This is a genomic window from Falsiroseomonas sp. RANM36, assembly GCF_056682175.1.
Genome location: NZ_JBWXTD010000002.1, coordinates 464,930 through 482,711, shown reverse-complemented (window position 1 = coordinate 482,711; position 17,782 = coordinate 464,930). Strand labels below are relative to the sequence as shown.

17 protein-coding genes and 1 tRNA gene are annotated in these 17,782 nt (G+C 71.0%); 8 read left to right on the top strand and 10 right to left on the bottom strand.

Annotated elements, in window-relative coordinates:
• The 8 genes from AC1MIR_RS03135 to AC1MIR_RS03100 form a co-directional block, all read left to right on the top strand.
• On the top strand, positions 1-387 hold a 387-nt coding region (locus tag AC1MIR_RS03135; protein WP_480026726.1), incomplete at its 5' end, for a UTRA domain-containing protein.
• A 227-nt stretch (positions 388-614) separates the two neighbouring features.
• Positions 615-1,601, top strand: a complete 987-nt coding sequence (locus tag AC1MIR_RS03130) for a tripartite tricarboxylate transporter substrate-binding protein (protein WP_480026725.1) — start codon at positions 615-617, stop codon at positions 1,599-1,601.
• Positions 1,598-2,566, top strand: a complete 969-nt coding sequence (locus tag AC1MIR_RS03125) for a Bug family tripartite tricarboxylate transporter substrate binding protein (protein ID WP_480026724.1) — start codon at positions 1,598-1,600, stop codon at positions 2,564-2,566. The genes AC1MIR_RS03130 and AC1MIR_RS03125 overlap by 4 nt, the downstream gene beginning before the upstream one ends.
• A gap of 111 nt (positions 2,567-2,677) precedes the next feature.
• Positions 2,678-4,423 carry an L-arabinonate dehydratase gene (gene araD, locus AC1MIR_RS03120; RefSeq protein ID WP_480026723.1) on the top strand — a complete coding sequence of 582 codons (1,746 nt, stop codon included), beginning with the start codon at positions 2,678-2,680 and terminating at the stop codon, positions 4,421-4,423.
• Between the two features lie 16 nt (positions 4,424-4,439).
• A complete protein-coding gene (locus AC1MIR_RS03115) occupies positions 4,440-5,159 on the top strand; it encodes a ribonuclease activity regulator RraA (RefSeq protein ID WP_480026722.1) in 720 nt (239 codons plus the stop codon).
• A gap of 2 nt (positions 5,160-5,161) precedes the next feature.
• Positions 5,162-6,787: an AMP-binding protein gene (locus AC1MIR_RS03110; protein ID WP_480027047.1), complete on the top strand. Its 1,626-nt coding sequence runs from the start codon at positions 5,162-5,164 to the stop codon at positions 6,785-6,787.
• Between the two features lie 18 nt (positions 6,788-6,805).
• Positions 6,806-7,990, top strand: coding sequence for a CaiB/BaiF CoA transferase family protein (locus AC1MIR_RS03105; protein WP_480026721.1), 1,185 nt, complete (start codon positions 6,806-6,808; stop codon positions 7,988-7,990).
• Complete coding sequence (locus tag AC1MIR_RS03100) at positions 7,990-8,754, top strand: enoyl-CoA hydratase/isomerase family protein (RefSeq protein ID WP_480026720.1); 765 nt, start codon at positions 7,990-7,992, stop codon at positions 8,752-8,754. The genes AC1MIR_RS03105 and AC1MIR_RS03100 overlap by 1 nt, the downstream gene beginning before the upstream one ends.
• A gap of 13 nt (positions 8,755-8,767) precedes the next feature.
• Here the strand turns inward: AC1MIR_RS03100 and AC1MIR_RS03095 are convergent, their stop codons facing one another.
• The 10 genes from AC1MIR_RS03095 to ffh form a co-directional block, all read right to left on the bottom strand.
• A complete protein-coding gene (locus AC1MIR_RS03095; RefSeq protein WP_480026719.1) occupies positions 8,768-10,552 on the bottom strand; it encodes an ABC transporter ATP-binding protein/permease in 1,785 nt (594 codons plus the stop codon).
• Positions 10,553-10,790: 238 nt separating this feature from the next.
• Positions 10,791-10,867 (bottom strand) — tRNA-Arg (locus AC1MIR_RS03090).
• A 58-nt stretch (positions 10,868-10,925) separates the two neighbouring features.
• Positions 10,926-12,038, bottom strand: coding sequence for a 3-isopropylmalate dehydrogenase (gene leuB, locus AC1MIR_RS03085; protein WP_480026718.1), 1,113 nt, complete (start codon positions 12,036-12,038; stop codon positions 10,926-10,928).
• 1 nt (position 12,039) lies between these two features.
• On the bottom strand, positions 12,040-12,666 hold the full coding sequence (gene leuD / locus AC1MIR_RS03080; protein ID WP_480026717.1) for a 3-isopropylmalate dehydratase small subunit: 627 nt from the start codon (positions 12,664-12,666) through the stop codon (positions 12,040-12,042).
• Positions 12,666-14,096, bottom strand: a complete 1,431-nt coding sequence (gene leuC, locus AC1MIR_RS03075) for a 3-isopropylmalate dehydratase large subunit (protein WP_480026716.1) — start codon at positions 14,094-14,096, stop codon at positions 12,666-12,668. Before leuC ends, leuD begins: the two co-directional genes overlap by 1 nt.
• A gap of 60 nt (positions 14,097-14,156) precedes the next feature.
• Entirely contained in the window at positions 14,157-14,540 is a 384-nt protein-coding gene (gene rplS / locus AC1MIR_RS03070; RefSeq protein ID WP_480026715.1) for a 50S ribosomal protein L19, read from the bottom strand.
• A gap of 26 nt (positions 14,541-14,566) precedes the next feature.
• Positions 14,567-15,310, bottom strand: a complete 744-nt coding sequence (gene trmD / locus AC1MIR_RS03065; protein WP_480026714.1) for a tRNA (guanosine(37)-N1)-methyltransferase TrmD — start codon at positions 15,308-15,310, stop codon at positions 14,567-14,569.
• The gene (rimM, locus tag AC1MIR_RS03060) at positions 15,310-15,828 is read right to left on the bottom strand and encodes a ribosome maturation factor RimM (protein ID WP_480026713.1); all 519 of its coding nucleotides are present in this window, start codon (positions 15,826-15,828) and stop codon (positions 15,310-15,312) included. Before rimM ends, trmD begins: the two co-directional genes overlap by 1 nt.
• Positions 15,829-15,851: 23 nt before the next feature.
• Entirely contained in the window at positions 15,852-16,193 is a 342-nt protein-coding gene (gene rpsP / locus AC1MIR_RS03055; protein WP_137176735.1) for a 30S ribosomal protein S16, read from the bottom strand.
• A 20-nt stretch (positions 16,194-16,213) separates the two neighbouring features.
• On the bottom strand, positions 16,214-17,611 hold the full coding sequence (gene ffh / locus AC1MIR_RS03050) for a signal recognition particle protein (RefSeq protein WP_480026712.1): 1,398 nt from the start codon (positions 17,609-17,611) through the stop codon (positions 16,214-16,216).
• Positions 17,612-17,782 lie beyond the last annotated feature (171 nt).

Below are 17,782 nucleotides of genomic sequence, written 5' to 3'. Positions count from 1 at the left end.
CCCCGCGCCCCCCCCCGCCCCCCCCCCCCCCCCGCCGCGCTCTATCGCCATTTCCCCCGCCGCCACTGGCGCGACGGCCAGCCCTTCCTGCTCGCCGATGTCTATCTGGACGAGCGCCTGGCGCCGAAGGTGACGGAGGAGGACCTGCGCACCAAGACCGCGCTGAAGCTGGTGGCGAGCCTGCCGGGCGTGCGGGTCGGCGATGCGCGGCAGACGCTGACCATCGGCACCGCCGACGTGGAGACGGCGGCCGCGCTGCGGGTGCCGCTGAACGCGCCGGTCGCGCATGTGCGCCGGGCGGCGGTGGACCAGCGCGGCGTGCTGGTGCTGGTGGCGGACGGGATCTATCGCGGCGACGTCGTGCGGATCGACATCAAGCTGCGGTAGCGCATTTTCAAGCCGAGCGGCGTCGCTCGGGGGCTCGGAAGAGCGGCACGAGCGACGAGCGTGCAGCGTCGCCTGACCTTCGGATGGCGCGATGTCGAGCGCGATGCGTTGCTTGTTGCGGTTCATCGCGAGGAAGGAGGAGGCGTGGTCCTGCCCTGGACACGACGGGCGACGACGCCATAAGGTCATAGGACTGACCTAACGACCTAAGAGCGAGGGGGAATGTCATGGGCGTAAAGCCGCATCACCGGAACCGACGCGCCCTGCTTCTGGCCCTGGCCGCGAGCTGCGTCGCGCTGCCGCTGCGCGCGCAGGCCTGGCGGCCGGACCGGCCCATACGCCTGGTCGTCCCCTTCGCGCCGGGCGGCGCCGCCGACACCATCGCGCGACTGATCGGCGAGCCGCTGGGCCAGGAACTCGGCCAGCCGGTCACGGTGGAGAACCGCCCGGGCGGCGGCACCACCATCGGCGCCGTCGCGGTCGCGCGCGCTGCACCCGACGGGCACACGCTGCTCTACGCCACGCCGAACGTGCAGATCCTCAATCCCTTCCTGATGCGCAGCCTGCCCTACGACCCGGTCGCCGACTTCGCCCCGGTCATCGCGCTGATGCGCGCACCGAAGCTGCTCGTCGTCGGCCCCGACTTCGCGGCGCGCGACCCGGCCGGGCTGATCGCGCTGGCCAAGCGGGCGCCGCAACCGCTGAGCTATGCCAGCGCGGGCGTCGCCTCCTCCGGCCATCTCGCCTCGGCGATGCTCGGCCAGATGGCGGATGTGGAGCTGCTGCACGTGCCCTTCCGCGGCACCGCCCCGGCCGCGCAGGAGGTGATGGCAGGGCGGGTGGACTTCATGATGGACAACATCGCCACGCTGCTGCCGCTGGTGCGTGAGGGCAAGCTGCGCGCACTCGCCGTCAGCACGTCGGAGCCCGCCGCCGCCGCGCCGGAGCTGCCGCCCCTGGCGCGCACCCTGCCGGGCTATCACGACGCGTCCTTCAACTACCTGCTGGCGCCGGGCCGCACGCCGCCGGAGATCATCGCGCGGCTGAACGCCACGGTGAATGCGGTGCTGAACCTGCCCGTCGTCGCCGACCGCTTCCGCATCCTCGGCATCGAGAAGCTGGGCGGCACGCCGACGGATCTCGCAGCGGCCGTGAAGGAGGAATCGGATCGCTGGGGGCCCGTGATCCGCCGCGGCGGGATCAGCATCCAATGAGCGCCCTTCCCCGTCGCGCCCTGCTGGCATCGCTGCTGCTGCCTGCGGTCGCAACCGCACAGACCGAGACATGGCCCAGCCGCGCCATCACGCTGGTCGTGCCCTTCGCGCCGGGCGGTCCCGTCGACAATGTCGCGCGCCCGCTGGCGGACGGGCTGCGGCGCCAGCTCGGCCAGCCCGTGGTGGCGGAGAACCGTGCCGGCGCGGGCGGCGTCGTCGGCACGCGCCTGGTCGCGGCCGCGCGACCCGACGGCTACACGCTGCTGGTCGGATCGCCCGGCCCGCTGGTGATCGCCCCCGCGGCCAGCGCCGATGCGCCGGACCCGCTGCAGGCGCTTGCGCCCATCGCGCTGATCGCGAGCAGCCCGCAGATCCTTGCGGTGAATGCCGACCTTCCGGCGACGACGCTCGCCGAATTCGTCGCGCTGGCGCGCACGCGCCCCGGCGGGCTGAACATGGGCTCCGCCGGCATCGGCACCACGCCGCATCTGGCGATGGAACTGCTCGGTCGCATCGCCTCCGTGCGTTTCGAGCACATCCCTTATCGCGGCACCGGCGCGGCGCTGCCCGACCTGGTCGGGGGCAAGATCGATGGCCTGTTCGGCGACATCTCCGCCGTTCTGCCGCTGCTGGCCGGCGGCCGCGTGCGGGCGCTGGCGATCACCGGCGACACGCGCTCGGCGCTCGCGCCCGACATCCCTTCCGCCGCGGAACTCGGCTTCCCCGCGCTGCGCGTGCGCAACTTCCAGGCCCTGCTCGCGCCCGCCGGCACGCCGGCGCCGATCCTGGAGCGGATCGCCGCGGCGGTGACGGCGGCGCAGCAGGACGAGGCGGTGCGCGCCGCCCTGGCACGGCAGGGCGCGGACGCCGTGCCGAGCAGCCCAGCCCAACTCACCGCCTTCCTCCAGGAGGAACGGGCCACCTGGGACCCGATCGTCAAGGCGATCGGCCTGACCCTGCGATAGTCGTCTGGCAAGGAGGCGGCGGCATGGGCGGGCCCCGCCCCTGCCCCGCTTCCCCTCGGCGGTCGCCTGTCCGACAGTGTCGCGCGCCACGACCACGCCAGAGGCCAAGAGATGACCGAGACGTCCCGCCGCAAGCAGCCCGAGGCGCTGCGCAGCCGCCGCTGGTTCGGCCCGGCCGACCTGCGCAGCTTCGGCCATCGCTCCCGCGCCATGCAGATGGGCTACGCGCCGGAGGAATGGCAGGGCCGGCCGGTGATCGCGATCGTCAACACCTGGTCCGACCTGCAGCCCTGCCATGTCCACTTCAAGACGCGCGTGGAGGATGTGAAGCGCGGCATCCTGATGGCAGGCGGCTTCCCGGTGGAGTTGCCGGCGCTCAGCCTCTCCGAGAGCTTCGTGAAGCCGACCACGATGCTCTACCGCAACATGCTGGCGATGGAGACGGAGGAGCTGCTGCGCAGCCATCCCGTGGACGGCGCCGTGCTGATGGGCGGCTGCGACAAGACCACGCCGGGCCTGCTGCTCGGCGCGACCAGCATGGACATCCCGGCGATCTTCATCCCCGCCGGGCCGATGCTGCGCGGCAACTGGGGCGGCAGGACGCTCGGCTCGGGCTCCGATTCCTGGAAATACTGGGACGAGCTGCGCGCCGGCACGATCACGCAGCAGGACTGGCTGGGCGTGGAGGCCGGCATCGCACGCAGCTACGGCACCTGCATGACCATGGGCACCGCCAGCACCATGACCGCCATCGCGGAGGCCGTGGGCATGGTGCTGCCCGGCGGTTCCTCGATCCCCGCCGCGGATTCCGGCCATATCCGCCTCTGTTCCGAAAGCGGCCGGCGTATCGTGGACATGGTCTGGGACGACGTGACGCCAAGGCGCATCCAGACGCGCGCGGCCTTCCTGAACGCGATCAACGTTGCCATGGCGATGGGCTGCTCGACCAATGCGATCATCCACCTGATCGCGATGGCGCGCCGCGCGGGGCATGAGATCGGCCTTGATGATTTCGAGCGCGCCAGCCGCAAGGTGCCGGTGATCGGCAATGTGCGGCCCTCCGGCAAGACCTACCTGATGGAGGATTTCTACTACGCCGGCGGCATCCGCGGCCTGATGGCCACGATGGCGGAGCATCTCGACCTGTCCTGCATGACCGTCTCCGGCAGGTCCGTGGGCGAGAACATCGCGGGCGCGAAGGTCTACAACGACGACGTCATCCGCCCGCTGTCCAACCCGATCTATGGCGAGGGCTCGCTGGCGGTGCTGAAGGGCAACCTGGCACCCGATGGCTGCGTCATCAAGCCGGCGGCGATGGACCAGAAGTTTCTGAAGCATGCCGGCCCGGCGGTGGTGTTCGACGACTATCCCAGCATGAAGAAGGCGGTGGACGACGAGAGCTATCCCTTCACGCCCGACACCGTGATGGTGCTGCGCAATGCGGGGCCGCAGGGCGGGCCGGGCATGCCGGAATGGGGCATGCTGCCGATGCCGAAGCGCCTGCTGAAGGAAGGCCATCGCGACATGCTGCGCATGTCCGATGCGCGCATGTCCGGAACCAGCTACGGCGCCTGCGTGCTGCATGTGGCGCCGGAGAGCTTCGTCGGCGGGCCGCTGGCGCTGCTGCGCACCGGCGACATCGTCGAGGTGGACGTGGATGCGCGCAGCATCACCATGCGCGTCAGCGAGGACGAACTGGCGCATCGCCGCGCCGCCTGGGCAAAACCCCCTGCCCGCTTCGAGCGCGGCTACGGCTTTGCCTTCACGAAGCACATCCAGCAGGCGAACGAGGGTTGCGACTTCGATTTCCTGCGCACGGATTTCGGCGCGCCCGTCCCCGAACCCGTGATCTACTGAGCGAGAGCCGAAGCCGATGCCGCTGAGCGAAGAAACCCGCGCGAAGCTGCGCCGGATCAGCACAGCCACCATCGCGACCGCCCTGTTCAAGCGCGGCTTCCGCACCCAGATGATCCAGGGCGTGCTGCCGCTGCATCCGGCCGGCGGCGAGAGCATGGTCGGGGAAGCCTATACGGTGCGCTACATCCCGGCGCGCGAGGACCTGAACACGCTCGAGGTCTTCCGGGACCCCGCGCATCCGCAGCGCAAGGCGATCGAGGAGTGCCCGCCCGGCGCGGTGCTGGTCTTCGACAGCCGCAAGGATGCACGCGCGGCCTCGGCCGGCGCGATCCTCGTCGGGCGGCTGAAGGCGCGCGGCGTCGCGGGCGTCGTCACCGATGGCGGCTTCCGCGATTCGGCGGAGATCGGCGCGCTCCGCATCCCCGCCTATCACAGCCGTCCCTCCGCGCCGACCAACCTCACGCTCAACCACGCCATCGACATCAATGTGCCGATCGGCTGCGGGGATGCGCCGGTCTTCCCGGGCGACGTGCTGGTGGGCGACGCCGACGGGGTCATCGTGATCCCGGCGCATCTGGCCGAGGAGATCGCGGCCGAGGGCACCGAGATGACGGCCTATGAGGATTTCGTGGCCGAGAAGGTGGCGGAAGGCCGCTCCATCCGCGGTCTCTATCCGGCCACGGATCCGGCAAGCCTGGATGAGTTCAAGGCCTGGCGGGCAGAGCGCGGGCGTTGAGCATGGACGTGGCCGGACCGTCGCCGGACTGGCCGAAGACAACCTACTGGGGCGCGCTGGATCGCGCGGCGCGCCTCTGGCCGGATGCCGAGGCCGTCGTCCTCCCCAGCGAGCGCATCACCTTCTCCAGCCTGCGCGCGCTGGTGCTGCGGCGCGCGGCAAATCTGCACCGGCTCGGCCTGCTGCGCGGCGACCACATCGCGATCTGCATGGGCAATTCGGTGGAGTGGACCGCGCTGCTGCTCGCCGCCGGCACGCTCGGCGCAGTGGTCGTGCCGGTGAACACGCGGCTTCGCCCGCCCGAGATCGCTTACTGCCTGCGCCAATCCGACGCGGCCTTCCTGGTGATGCAGGACAGGCTGCTCAAGGTTGATTTCGTCGCGATGCTGCGCGGCATCGAGCCGGCGATCGACGGCGCCCTGCCAGGCGCGGCGCTGCCGCGGCTGCGTCGGATTGCGGTGCTCGGCGCCGACCTGCCGGCCGCTTCCCTGCCGCATGCCGAGCTCGACCGCGAGCCCGAGGCCGGTTTCGATCCCGCCTGCCTCGGCGTGCAGCCGGAGGACGCGGCGCTGATCCAGTACACCTCCGGCACCACCTCCGCGCCGAAGGGCGCGATGCTGTCGCATGACAGCATGCTGCGCGATGCCTTCCATGTCGGGCAGCGGCTCGGGCTGCGGCCGGGCGACCGCTATTTCAGCCAGCGGCCGCTGTTCCATGTGGCGGGCGTCACCCTCTCCTTCCTCGCCGCGCTGACCGCCGGGGCGACCTACGTCACCACGCCGACCTTCGATGCCGCGCTCGCGCTGCGCATGCTGCAGGCGGAGCGCTGCACGCATATCTGCGGGAACGACACGATGTTCCTGATGATGCTGGGCGAGCCACGTCCGCCCGAGGAACGCATCGCGCTGCGCGGCGGCTGGGCCGCGGCGACAGGCCTGGTGATGCGCCAGGCGCAGGAACGCTTCGGCATGCCCGGCATCTGCTGCGCCTATGGCCAGTCCGAGGCCTCGCCGAATGTCGCGATGGGCCCGCATGACGACGACCCCGCGAAGCGCCTGGAAGGCTATGCCTTCCCCCTGCCCGGCCTCGAGGTCCGTATCCGCCACCCGGAGGAGGCGCGCGACTGCGCGCCCGGCGAACTCGGCGAGATCCTCGTGCGCGGCTGGGCGCTGATGAAGGGCTACTACAACATGCCCGAGCAGACGGCCCGCGCGATCGATGCGGAAGGCTGGCTGCACACCGGCGATCTCGGCGTGATGGATGAGGCGGGGCGCCTGCGCTTCTCCGGCCGCGCGAAGGAGCTGATCCGGGTGGGCGGCGAGAATGTCGCGCCGGCCGAGGTGGAGGATGTCCTGCACGCGCATCCCGCCGTGATGCAGGCGCAGGTGGTCGGCGTGCCCGACCCGCGGCTGATCGAGGTGCCCGCCGCCTATGTGATCCTGCGCGCGCCCGGCGCCGCATCGCCCGACGACCTGCTCGCCTGGTGCCGCGAACGCCTCGCCGGCTTCCGTGTGCCGCGACACCTGCGCGTCGTGGAGAGCTTCGAGCATATCGGCATGACCGCCAGCGCGAAGGTGCAGAAGAACAGGCTGCGCGACTTCGCGCTCACCGATCTCGGCCTCGGCTGAAGCGCAGGGAACACCGGCATGAAGCCGCTCGAAGGCATCACCGTCCTCGATCTCGCCCGCGTGCTGGCCGCGCCCTATGCGACCATGCTGCTGGCGGAGATGGGTGCCGAGGTGATCAAGGTGGAGCAGCCCGGCACCGGCGACGAGATCCGCTTCTACGAGCCGATGGTCCAGGGCGAGAGTGCCTATGGCTTCACCGCCAACCGCAGCAAGAGATCCATCACCGCCAATCTGCGGAACAGGAAGGCGCAGCAGCTGGTGCGCGACCTCGCGGCCGGCGCCGATGTGGTGGTGGAGAACTTCACCGTCGGCACGCTGAAGCGCTACGGGCTCGACTACGACAACATCGCGAAGGTCAATCCGCGCATCGTCTATCTCTCCGTCACCGGCTTCGGCCAGGACGGGCCCTATGCGAAGCGCCGCGGCTACGACACGGTGTTCCAGGCGATGACCGGCATGCTCTCGCTCACCGGGGAGCAGGGCGGCGCGCCCTGCAAGGCGGGGCTGCCGGTGGCGGACCTCTCCTCCGGCCTGTGGTCGGCGATCGCGGTGCTCGCGGCGCTGATGGGGCGCAACGCGACGGGCCGCGGCACGCATATCGACTTCTCGATGTTCGACGGCCAGGTGAGCCTGCTCACTATCGCCGCCGCGCGCTGGTTCGCGCTGGGCGAGGTGCCGGGGCGGATGGGCACGGAGCATCCGGGCCGCGTGCCCTCGGCCGCCTTCGCCACCGCCGATGGCGGCCATGTGCAGATCACCTGCAACGAGCCGCATTGGGCGCCGCTGTGCAAGCTGCTCGGCCTGTCCGAATGGGGCGCCGATCCGCGCGTGGCGACGAATGCCGCGCGCCTCGATAACCGCGCCGAGGTGATGCAGCGCCTGTCGGAGGCGATCCGCGGCTGGACGCGCGATGCCTTCGTCGAGGCCTGCGTCGCCGCCGGCGTGCCGGCAGGCCCGGTGCTGGATGTGCGGGAAGTCGTGCAGGACCCGCATGTGCAGGCGCGCGGCATGGTCTCGGCCTTCGCGCATCCCACGCTGGGAGAATTCCCGGCGCTGCCCGTGCCCCTCCGCTTCTCCGGCTACGACCGGCTGGAGGTGGCGCGCCCGCCGATGCTGGGCGAGCACACGGACCAGGTGCTGCGCGAGCGGCTGGGCCTGGACACGGCGGCCATCGCGGCCTTGCGCGCGGAAGGAGCGATCTGATGGGCAGCCAGTTCGAGACGGTGCTGTGCGACGCCACCGACGGCGTCGGCACGATCACGCTGAACCGGCCCGACCAGCGCAACGCGCTCAACCTGCAGATGGCGCTCGATCTCCAGGCCGCCGTGAAGGCGCTGGAAGCGGATGCAACGGTGCGCGTGATCCTGGTGCGCGGCGCCGGCCCGACCTTCTGCGCCGGCGCCGACATGAAGGAACGCGCGGGCGTGACGGAGGAATGGCTGCGCAACCGCCGCCTCGCGGCCTTCGCCGCCTATGACGCCATCCAGTATTGCCCGAAGCCCTGCATCGCGGTGGGGCAAGGGCCGATCATCGGCTCCGGCTGCGAGATCGCAACGGCCTGCGACTTCATCCTCGCCTCCTCCCGCGTCTCCTTCCGCTACCCGGAAGCGGTGCGCGGCTCGGTCGGCGCCACGCAGCGGCTTCCGCGCATCGTCGGCAAGGCGCTGGCGAAGGAGCTGCTCTTCACCGGGCGCGTGATGGGCGCGGAGGAGGCCCTGCGCGTCGGCCTGGTGAACCGCGTCGTCGCGCCGGAGGAACTGGAGAACGCGGTGCAGGAGACGGTGGGCATGATCCTGCAGGCCTTCCCGCTTTCGGTGCAGCTCGCCAAGCGCTGCATCGATGTCGGCATGGAGAGCGACCTGCGCACCGGCCAGGCCTATGAGATGCTGGCGATCGACCGCTGCCTCGCGGATGGCGAATGGCGCCAGGGCGCCGCGGCCTTCACCGCGGGCAGGACGCCGCGCTGACGGGCAGCGAGGCTCACGCCGCGGCGGGGAGCGTGATGCGCCGCTGGTAGAGCCCCTCGGCGATCGGGCGATGAGCGATGGAGATGATCGCCGCCTCCGGCAGGTGCTGCGCCAGCGCAGCCAGCAGGCGCGCTTCCTCAACCGCGCCGAGCGCGCTGGTCGCGTCGTGCATCATGATCCAGCCCGGGCGCTGCACCAGGCAGCGCGCGAATTGCAGGCGCTGCTGCTCCTCGAGCCCCAGCTCCTCCTCCCAATCGGCCACCGCGTCCAGCATGGGGACGAGATGCGGGACGCCCGTGGCGAGCATCGCGGCCTTCAGCGACTCGTCGGCCACGTCCCCGGCCGCCTGGGGCTCGAGCACAGCCTCGCGCAGCGTGGCGCGCGGTAGGTAGGGGCGCTCGCCCATGAAGAAGGGCGATGAGTTCTCCGGCAGCTCGATGCGCCCGGCCCCCCAGCTCGAAAGCCCGGCCACCGCGCGGAACAGCGCGGCGGCGACCTGTGGCGGCGCCTCCAGCAGCACGCGCTCTCCGGGGCGGATCACGGTGTCGAAGCGCGACAGCAGCACCTCGCCGGCGGGGCCGAGCAGCGTGACCTCGCGGAAGACGAGTTCCGGCCCCTTCTCCGCCGCGCGCCAGACGCGGCCCGGCTCGGCGGCCGAAGCCTCGCTGGGAAGGTCGGCGAGCGCATCGTGCAGCGCCAGCACGCGCTCGGCCGATGCCTCCCACTGCGCGATGGTCGGGTAGTTGTCCGAGAGCCAGAGCAGCGCGCCGACCACCTGCCCGAAGGCGATGGTGAGCTGCATCAGCGTGCCGAGGCTGATCTCGCCGGCCAGGTAGCCCGGCGCCAGGACCAGCATCGGCAGTCCGGCGGTCAGCAGGCCGAAGCCTGAGGAGAGGAAGGACAGGTTGCGGAAGGAGCCGGTCTGGACGTTCCAGCTGGCGCGCACCCGCGCGAAGGCTGTCGAAAGGCGTCGCCGCTCGCCCGGCTCGGCGCCGGTCAGGGCGATCACCGGGGAATGCGCGAGGCCGGCGAGCAGGCTCGCGCGGAAATCGGCCTCGGCCGCCTGGCGGCGATCCGTCGCGCGCACCAGGGGGCGGCCGACGAAGATCGCCAGCGCGGCGCCGAGGAAGGCGTAGATCAGCGCGATCCAGACCATGTAGCCCGGGATGACGAGCTCGACGCGGCCGATCATGAGCCGCGCGGTGCCGGAGTGGATCCAGAGCAGCCCGACGAAGGCGACGAACTGCAGCACGGCCGCGAGCAGGGAGGCCAGGAACTCCACGCCCGTCTCGCAGACCACGCGCGCATCCTCCGCGATGCGCCCGTCCTCGTTGTCGTGGCTGCCTTCCATGTTGCGCAGGCGGTAGTGGCGGCCGGCATCCATCCAGGTGCCGGTAAGCGCCAGCGTGAGATGGCGCCGCAGCTCGATGACGAGGTGGCGCTTGGCGACGAGCGCCGCAGTCACCACCACCATCCAGGCGGCGACGATGACCAGGAAGATCCAGGCCTGGCGGAACAGCTCGGGCGCCGAGCGCCGCTCCAGCGCATCGAAGAAATCCGCGTTCCAGGTCGTGATGCGGAGATTCACCAGCAACTGCCCGACGACCGTGAGGACCACCGCGCCGGCCAGGCCGAGGAAAAGCCAGCGCCCGGCGCCCCGCGCCGCCCCGGCGAGCAGCCGCAGCATGCGCATGGCCGGCGCGCCGGGATGCGGCCGGGCAAGATAACGCGCGCGCAGCGCCGCATGGGCGCCGATGCGCTCCTGCAGCCCGGTCGGGACTTCGGGCAGCAGGCTCATGCGCGGCGCCGCGTCGCGTCGCAGCAGGAATGGAACGGGTCTGCGAGGCCGACGCTGCCGCAGCGGCGCTGCGCCGGCCGCCGGCTCATGGCCGGGGCGACCGGCTGGCAGCCCGCGGCACGGGCGGCTGTCCGGAGAAGTGCAGCGGCGAAGCGGCGGGAAGCAGTGCGACCACCGATGGAACACTCCGCGCCAAGCGCCGATGCGTCCGTGAAGCCAGCGCCTGCGGCGCGTATCCTGGCGGACCCGAGAGGATTCGAACCCCTAACCCCCAGATCCGTAGTCTGGTGCTCTATCCAATTGAGCTACGGGTCCTGCCGGGAACGGCGATGTAGCGGGGCCGGCCCGGGGGCGCAACCCCCGGGCGGCGACTTCATGCGGCGAGCTTCTCGAGCTCCCGCAGCACCGCCTCGCCCATCACGCTGGTGCCGATCCGCGCCATGCCGGGCGCCATGATGTCGGCGGTGCGCAGGCCGCCGGCCAGCACCTTCTCCACCGCCCGCTCCAGCAGCAGCGCGTCCTCCTCCATGCCGAAGGAGATGCGCAGCAGCATCGCGAGGGAGAGGATCTGCGCCGAGGGATTCGCGATGCCCTTGCCGGCGATGTCCGGCGCCGAGCCATGGATCGGCTCGTACAGCGCATGCCGCTTGCCGGTGGGCTGCACCGCGCCGAGCGTCGCCGAGGGCAGCATGCCGAGCGAGCCCGTCAGCGCCGCCGCCAGGTCGGACAGCACGTCGCCGAACAGGTTGTCGCCGAGGATGACGTCGAACTGCTTCGGCTTCGACGCCAGCTGCATGGCGCAGTTGTCGGCGTACATGTTCTCGAGCTCGACATCGGCGAACTCGGCCTTGTGGACCTCGCCGACCACGGCGCGCCAGAGGCGGCCGGTCTGCATGACATTCGCCTTCTCGACGCTCGTGACCTTGTTGCGCCGCTTGCGCGCCAGCTCGAAGGCCACGCGGGCGACGCGGGCGATCTCGTCCTCGTGGTAGACCTGGGTGTCCACGCCGGTGCGCTTGCCGTCAGGGCCGGTGGTCACGCCGCGCGGCTCGCCGAAATAGACGCCGCCCGTGGTCTCGCGCACGATCATAATGTCGAGGCCGCGGACCAGGTCGGGCTTGAGCGCCGAGGCGTCGAGCAGCGGGTCCAGCACCACCGCCGGTCGCAGGTTGGCGAAGAGGCCGAGATCCTTGCGCAGCCGCAGGATGCCGAGCTCGGGCCGCTGCTCGAAGGGCAGGCTGTCCCACTTCGGTCCGCCGACCGAGCCGAACAGCACTGCATCCGCGGCCTTCGCGGCCTCCACCGTCTCGTCCGGGCAGGGCGAGCCGGTGGCGTCGATCGCCGCACCGCCGACCAGGCCTTCCTCGATCTCGAAGGTGATCGCGCGGCGGCGCTCGAGCCACTCGATGATGCGGCGCGTTTCGCGCACGACCTCAGGGCCGATTCCGTCGCCGGGGAGGATCAGGAGCTTCTTGTTCGCCGGCATCTCAGACCCCCGGTGCCGTCGAATACAGCCAGGGCTGCGCGGCCTTCTGCTTCGCCTCGTAGCCGTCGATGGACGGCGCGTGCTGCATCGTCTGGCCGATGTCGTCGAGGCCGTTCAGCAGCAGGTGCTTGCGGAACGGATCCACCTCGAAGCGGATTTCCTCCCCGTTCGGGCGCACCACCACCTGGCGCTCAAGGTCCACGGTGACGCGAGCGTTCTGGCCGAGCTTCGCATCCTCGATCAGCTGGTCGCAGACCTCGCGCGGCAGGCGGATCGGCAGGATGCCGTTCTTGAAGCTGTTGTTGTGGAAGATGTCGCCGAAGGAGGGCGCGATGACGCAGCGGATGCCGAAATCCAGCAGCGCCCAGGGCGCGTGCTCGCGCGAGGAACCGCAGCCGAAATTCTCGTGCGAGATCAGCACCTCGGCCCTCCGGTAGGGCTCGCGGTTCAGGATGAAATCCGGGTTCTCGCCGCCATCCTCGCGGTAGCGCAGGTTGGCGAAGAGGCTCTTGCCGAGGCCGGTGCGCGCGATGGTCTTCAGGAAGCGCGCGGGGATGATCTTGTCGGTGTCCACATTCGCTTCCGGCATCGGCGCCGCGATGCCGGTCAGGGTCGTGAAGGCTCGCATCACACCGTCCCCTTCGGCTGGAAGTCGCGCACATCGGCAAGCCGCCCGGCGAGCGCCGCCGCGGCCGCCATCGCGGGCGAGAGCAGATGCGTCCGGCCGCCCGGGCCCTGGCGTCCCTCGAAGTTGCGGTTCGACGTGCTGGCGCAGCGCTGGCCGGGCTTCAGCTTGTCCGGGTTCATGCCGAGGCACATGGAGCAGCCGGCCTCGCGCCATTCGAAGCCGGCCTCCTTCAGGATGCGGTCGAGGCCTTCCTGCTCGGCCTGTTCCTTCACCAGGCCGCTGCCGGGCACGACCAGCGCGCGCACGCCATCGGCCACCTTGCGGCCCTTCACGATGGCGGCGGCGGCGCGGATGTCCTCGATCCGGCTGTTGGTGCAGGAGCCGATGAAGACCACGTCCACCTTGAGGTCCTGCAGGCGCTGGCCCGCGGTCAGGCCCATGTAGTCCAGCATGCGCTGCATCCGCGCGCGCTTGGCCTCGTCGGCGACCTCGGCCGGGTTCGGCACGCTGCCGGTGATCGGCAGCACATCCTCCGGGCTGGTGCCCCAGGTGACCTGCGGTGCGATCTGCGCGGCGTCGAGCCGCACTTCCGTGTCGAAATGCGCGTCGGCGTCGGAAGGCAGCGCCTTCCACCACGCCAGCGCCTGCTCGAAGGCCTCGCCCTTCGGCGCGAAGGGGCGGCCCTTCACGTAGTCGAAGGTGGTCTGGTCCGGCGCCACCATCCCGGCCCGCGCGCCGGCCTCGATGGACATGTTGCAGACGGTCATCCGCCCGGCCATGTCGAGCGCGCGGATCGCCTCGCCCGCATATTCGATCACATGGCCGGTGCCGCCGGCGGTGCCGATGCGGCCGATGATCGCCAGCACGATGTCCTTCGCCGTGCAACCGACAGCGAGCGTGCCGTCCACGCTGACGCGCATGTTCTTCGCCGGCTTCTGCAGCAGCGTCTGCGTCGCCATCACATGCTCGACCTCGGAGGTGCCGATGCCGAAGGCGAGCGCGCCGAGCGCGCCATGCGTCGAGGTGTGGCTGTCGCCGCAGACGATCGTCATGCCCGGCAGGGAGAGGCCGAGCTCCGGGCCGATGACATGCACGATGCCCTGCCGCTTGTCGGTCAGCGGGATGTAGGGAACGCCGAATTCCTTGACGTTCCGCTCTAGCGTCTCGACCTGGGTGCGGCTCTCGGGATCCTCGATCGTGCCGTAGCGGGAGGCGTCGGTTGCGATGTTGTGGTCCACCACCGCGATCGTCGCATCCGGCCGGCGCACCTTTCGCCCGGCCATGCGCAGGCCCTCGAAAGCCTGCGGGCTGGTCACTTCATGGGTGAGGTGCTTGTCGATGTAGAGCAGCGCGGTGCCGTCCGGGAGCGTCTCGACGACATGGGCGTCCCAGATCTTGTCGAACAGCGTGCGCGGCTTCTGTGCCGACATGGTTTCGTCACCTCTCCAGCAAGTCCCGCGCGACCTTGCGGATCGCGCGGGTGATTCGGTTCAGCCCTCGGCAGAGGCCGTGGTCTCGCGCGCCCGCTCCTGGATGCGCGCGGACTTGCCGGTGCGGCCACGCAGGTAATAGAGCTTCGCGCGGCGCACGCGGCCGCGGCGCACGACCTGGATCTCCGCCACGTTCGGCGAATAGAGCGGGAAGACGCGCTCCACGCCCTCGCCGTAGGACAGCTTGCGCACGGTGAAGTTGCTGTTCAGGCCGCGGTTGGAGCGCGCGATGCACACGCCCTCATAGGCCTGGGTGCGAGTGCGCTCGCCCTCGACCACCTTCACCATCACGCGCACGGTGTCGCCCGGCGCGAAATCCGGCGTCGCGCGGGCGGCGGAGAGGCGCGCCTGCTGCGCCGCCTCGAACTGCTGAAGCAGGTTCATCGGAGTGGTTCCTTCTGTCAGGTCATCTAGGCGGCGGCCGGGTGGCCGTCCAGCCGCCCGCCCTCGCCCGCGTTTCGGTTCAGATGCTTCGCCCAGAGATCGGGGCGGCGCGTGCGCGTGGCCTCCTCGGCCCGCGCGCGGCGCCACTTCGCGACCTCCGCGTGGTGGCCGGAGAGCAGCACCTCCGGCACGGTGCGGCCCTGCCATTCGGCGGGCCGCGTGTAGTGGGGATATTCCAGCAGCCCTTCCGGCCCGTGGCTTTCCTCGGTGGCGCTGTCGGCCGCGCCCATCACGCCCGGCAGCAGCCGCACGCAGGCATCGAGCAGCAGGATCGCCGCCACCTCCCCGCCAGAGAGCACGACATCGCCGGCCGAGACCTCTTCCAGTTCCCGTGCCTCGATGACGCGCTGGTCCACGCCTTCGTAGCGGCCGCAGAGCAGGATCACGCCCGGCCCGGCGGCGAGCTCGCGCACCAGCGCCTGGTCGAGCAGCCTGCCGCGCGGCGTCAGGTAGATCCGCCGCGCATCCGGGGTCGCCGCGACGGCGGCGCCGAGCGCGGCATCCACCACGTCCGGCCGCATCACCATGCCCGCGCCGCCGCCGAAGGGCGTGTCGTCCACGCTGCGGTGACGGTCCGTGGCGAAGCCGCGGATGTCGAGCGCCTGCAGCGCCCAGCGCGCCTCGCGCAGCGCCTTGCCGGCGAGCGAAAGGCCCAGGGGCCCGGGGAACATCTCCGGGAACAGCGTCAGGACGGAAGCGCGCCAGGTCATCAGGCCGCCTCCTCGCCAGGACGCGGTTCCACGACGACTTCCGGCGGCGGCACCACGGTCACGCGCCCGCCCGCCACATCCACTGCCGGCACGGCGGCCCTGGTGAAGGGCACGAGCAGCTCGCGCGCACCATCCTGGATCACCAGGAAGGGGCCAGCGCCGTATTCCTCCACGCCGCGCACCGTGCCGAGCGCTTGCCCCTCCGCATCGAAGGCGGTCAGGCCCTCGAGATCGCAGAGGAAGAACTCGTCGGGATCGGAGGAGGCCGGCAGCCTTTCCCGCGCGACATAGAGCTTCGTGCCCGTCAGCCGCGCCGCGGCGTCGCGATCCGCGACGCCCTCGATGCGGCCGAGGCCGCCGGGCAGCGCCTGCACGGCGAAGCTCCGCGTGCCGGTCGCGTCGGTCAGCGCGCCGTAGCGGCCGATCGCCATCGGGTCGTCCGTGAAGGCGTGCAGACGCACCAGGCCCCGCACGCCGTGCGGCCTCCCGATCTCGCCAAGAAGAACACGCTTCGTCACGTCGGGCCCTCAGGCGCGGTCCGTCAGCCCGCCGCCGCGGCGGCCGCGGCAGCCCGCTCCTGCGCCTTCTTCTTCGGCGCGGACTTCTTGGGCTGCTCGGCGAAGACGGGCATCGGCGCGAGGCCGGCATGGCCGAGGAACTTCGCCACGCGCTCGGTCGGCAGCGCGCCCTGCGACTTCCAGTGGTTGATGCGCTCGGCAAACAGGCGCACGCGGTCCGGGTGGTCGGACGGCAGCATCGGGTTGTAGCTGCCCAGCTTCTCGATGAAGCGGCCGTCGCGCGGGCTGCGGCTGTCGGCGACCACGATGTGGTAGTACGGCCGCTTCTTCGCGCCCGCGCGGGCAAGCCGGATCTTCAGGCCCATGGTGTGGATACTCTCCTTGGTCAGAAAGGTCTGCGGTTTCCAAGGCCAGGGATCAGCGCGCCCAATCCGCCGCGCATCATTCCCTTCTGGCCCAGCTTGTTCATCCGCTTCATCATCGCGGACATGTCGTCGAACTGCTTGAGCAGCTTGTTCACCTCCTGCACGGAGGTGCCGCTGCCGGCGGCGATACGCTTCTTCCGGCTCGCCTTGATGAGGTCCGGGTTGCGGCGCTCCTTCGGCGTCATGGAGCCGATGATCGCCGCCTGGCGCTTCAGCACGGTCTGATCGAGGTTCGCCTCCTCGATCTGCTTCTTCATCTTGCCGACGCCCGGCAGCATCCCGAGCATGCCGGACAGGCTGCCCATCTTGTTGATCTGCTTGAGCTGCTGCGCGTAGTCCTCGAGGTCGAAGGACCCCTTCTGCATCTTCTTCGCAAGCTTCTCGGCCTCGGCCTGGTCGAGCTGCTCCGCCGCCTTCTCAACAAGGGAGACGATGTCGCCCATGCCGAGGATGCGGTTCGCGATGCGGTCGGGGTGGAAGTCCTCCAGCGCATCCAGCTTCTCGCCGGCGCCGAGCAGCTTGATCGGCGCGCCGGTGACCGCCCGCATGGACAGCGCCGCACCACCGCGCGCATCGCCATCCACCCGCGTCATCACCACGCCGGTGACGCCGACCTTGTCCTGGAAGGCGCGCGCGGTGTTCACCGCGTCCTGGCCGGTCATGGCGTCCACGACCAGCAGCGTCTCATGCGGCTTCGCGAAGGCCTTCACCTCCGCCACCTCGGCCATCAGCGCCTCGTCGATGGCGAGGCGGCCGGCGGTGTCGAGCACCACCACGTCGTAGAGCTCACGCCGCGCCAGATCCATCGCGCGGGCCGCGATCTGCAGCGGCGTCTCGCCGGCCACGATCGGCAGCGAGGTGACCTCGGCCTGCTGCGCCAGCGTCTGCAGCTGCAGCTGCGCCGCGGGGCGGTGCACGTCGAGCGAGGCGAGCAGCACCTTCTTGCGCTCCCGCGCGCGCAGGCGCAGCGCGATCTTGCCCGAGGTCGTCGTCTTGCCCGAGCCCTGCAGGCCGACCATCAGGATCGGCACCGGCGCCGGCGCGTTCAGGTCGAGGCCGCGCTTCGGCGCCTCGCCCCCGGCCTCCGCCGCGCCGCCGCCCAGCGCCTCGACCAGCGCGTCGTTGACGATCTTCACCACCTGCTGGGCTGGGGAGACGGAGCGGATCACCTCCGCGCCCACCGCGCGCTCGCGCACCTTGGCGATGAGGTCGCGCACCACCGGCAGGGCGACATCGGCCTCCAGCAGGGCCACGCGCACTTCGCGCAGCGCCTCCTGCACATCGGCGTCCGACAGCGCGCCGCGGCGGCGCAGCTTGTCGAAGACCCCGGTCAGCCTGTTTCCCAAAGCCTCAAACAAGGGGCGCCTCGACCATGAGGTCCGGTGGTTCCTTCGGTTGCGGCGGCCCCAAACGCAATTGCGCCGCTGCGCGAGCCTTCGCGGAGCGGCGGCGCCGGCCCCCCGCGGCGGGGAGCCATGCCCACGGGGCCAACCCCGGCGGGCGGGGCGTATGCCCCCCGCCCCCCCCCC

Coding starts and splice junctions, on each gene's coding strand:
- AC1MIR_RS03130 (WP_480026725.1), top strand. CDS start 615: ATGGGCGTAAAGCCGCATCACCGGAACCGACGCGCCCTGCTTCTGGCC.
- AC1MIR_RS03125 (WP_480026724.1), top strand. CDS start 1,598: ATGAGCGCCCTTCCCCGTCGCGCCCTGCTGGCATCGCTGCTGCTGCCT.
- araD (WP_480026723.1), top strand. CDS start 2,678: ATGACCGAGACGTCCCGCCGCAAGCAGCCCGAGGCGCTGCGCAGCCGC.
- AC1MIR_RS03115 (WP_480026722.1), top strand. CDS start 4,440: ATGCCGCTGAGCGAAGAAACCCGCGCGAAGCTGCGCCGGATCAGCACA.
- AC1MIR_RS03110 (WP_480027047.1), top strand. CDS start 5,162: ATGGACGTGGCCGGACCGTCGCCGGACTGGCCGAAGACAACCTACTGG.
- AC1MIR_RS03105 (WP_480026721.1), top strand. CDS start 6,806: ATGAAGCCGCTCGAAGGCATCACCGTCCTCGATCTCGCCCGCGTGCTG.
- AC1MIR_RS03100 (WP_480026720.1), top strand. CDS start 7,990: ATGGGCAGCCAGTTCGAGACGGTGCTGTGCGACGCCACCGACGGCGTC.
- AC1MIR_RS03095 (WP_480026719.1), bottom strand. CDS start 10,552: ATGAGCCTGCTGCCCGAAGTCCCGACCGGGCTGCAGGAGCGCATCGGC.
- leuB (WP_480026718.1), bottom strand. CDS start 12,038: ATGCCGGCGAACAAGAAGCTCCTGATCCTCCCCGGCGACGGAATCGGC.
- leuD (WP_480026717.1), bottom strand. CDS start 12,666: ATGCGAGCCTTCACGACCCTGACCGGCATCGCGGCGCCGATGCCGGAA.
- leuC (WP_480026716.1), bottom strand. CDS start 14,096: ATGTCGGCACAGAAGCCGCGCACGCTGTTCGACAAGATCTGGGACGCC.
- rplS (WP_480026715.1), bottom strand. CDS start 14,540: ATGAACCTGCTTCAGCAGTTCGAGGCGGCGCAGCAGGCGCGCCTCTCC.
- trmD (WP_480026714.1), bottom strand. CDS start 15,310: ATGACCTGGCGCGCTTCCGTCCTGACGCTGTTCCCGGAGATGTTCCCC.
- rpsP (WP_137176735.1), bottom strand. CDS start 16,193: ATGGGCCTGAAGATCCGGCTTGCCCGCGCGGGCGCGAAGAAGCGGCCG.